This window comes from Rhodococcus sp. R1101, assembly GCF_000278445.1.
GTDB lineage: Bacteria > Actinomycetota > Actinomycetes > Mycobacteriales > Mycobacteriaceae > Rhodococcus > Rhodococcus gordoniae.
This window is the reverse complement of sequence record NZ_AJVB01000751.1, coordinates 1-1,187: the sequence shown is the minus strand read 5'-3', so window position 1 is coordinate 1,187 and position 1,187 is coordinate 1. Positions and strand designations below refer to the sequence as shown.

2 protein-coding genes are annotated in these 1,187 nt (G+C 68.4%); one reads left to right on the top strand and one right to left on the bottom strand.

Annotated elements, in window-relative coordinates; all coding sequences use genetic code 11:
* Positions 1-101 precede the first annotated feature (101 nt).
* Positions 102-869 (bottom strand): deoxyribonuclease IV, encoded by a 768-nt coding sequence (locus R1101_RS0123885; protein WP_016935676.1) that lies wholly within the window; start codon positions 867-869, stop codon positions 102-104.
* A 115-nt stretch (positions 870-984) separates the two neighbouring features.
* On the opposite strand from R1101_RS0123885, the gene R1101_RS28540 reads away from it, so the two are divergent.
* The coding region (locus R1101_RS28540) for an SDR family NAD(P)-dependent oxidoreductase (RefSeq protein WP_037225011.1) at positions 985-1,187 on the top strand (203 nt) is incomplete at its 3' end.

Genomic DNA, 1,187 nt, shown 5'->3' with positions numbered 1-1,187 from the left:
GGCACCCTTCGCGGAACGTGGGCTCCGTCCGGAGACAGAGGCGCGCTGTCGACAAGGTGCACCCGTCCGCGCAGGGTGCGCCCGTGGAACGGAGTGCGTCGTCAGGAGTGCTCGCGGAGGAAGGCGATGTCGTCGGCGAGTCCCTCCGCCGGGGTCTCGAGCACGATCGGTGCGTCGGCCTGCACCGCGATCTCCGCGAGCAACTGCGGATCGATCTGCCCATCGGTGAGATTGGCATGCCGGTCGCGGGCCGAATCGAACTCGTCGCGGGAATTGTTCAGGTGCACCAGATCGATCCGGCCGGTGACCGCACGCACGCGTTCGACGACACCGACGAGATCCTCCCCGGCCGCCCAGGCATGACAGGTGTCGAGGCAGAAACCGGGGCCGTAATCGCCGATGGCGTCCCACAGGCGGCCGATCGCGTCGAGATAGCGAGCCATCGCGAAATCGCCACCCGCCGTGTTCTCCACGAGGATCGGCACCCCGAACCCACCCTTGTCCTCCTGCCGTTCGAACAATTTGCGCCAGTTCTCGACTCCCGCGGCGACGTCCTCACCCGCGCGCACGTGCCCACCGTGGACGACCAACCCGAGAGCGCCGATCCGCGCGGCCGCCTCGGCATGATCGGCGACGGCCTTGCGCGACGGCATCCGCACCCTGTTGTTCAGGCTCGCCACGTTGACGACGTACGGCGAGTGCACCACCACGTCGACATCCGACGCGAGGATCTGCTCGGTGCGCGGATGCACACCGGGCTTCGTCCACTTCTGCGGGTCCGACAGGAACACCTGCACGAGATCGGCGCCGAGATGTTCGCCCTGACCGATGGGATCGTCGTCCTGCCGGACGTGCGCACCTATCCGCATGTCCCACAGGGTAGGGGGATGTCCCGGCGACCGGGACCACAACACCCGGACCTGCCCGGAATCTGGTCGACTCGTCGCACTCGACGACACGACGAACGACGGGAAACGACGACGCATGGGCACACTCGACGGCAAGGTCGCGCTGATCACCGGAGCGGGGCAGGGGATCGGCCAGGGCGTGGCCTTCGCGCTGGCCCGCGAAGGCGCGGCGATCGCGGTCACCGGCCGGACCGAATCGAAGCTGGTGGACACCGTCGAGCAAGTCCGCGCTCTCGGCGGCACCGCGGAGCCGGTGGTGTGCGACATCGCAGATCCGGA

Bases quoted from the DNA above. Each gene is read 5' to 3' on its own strand.
- R1101_RS0123885 (WP_016935676.1), bottom strand. From the start codon at position 869: ATGCGGATAGGTGCGCACGTCCGGCAGGACGACGATCCCATCGGTCAG.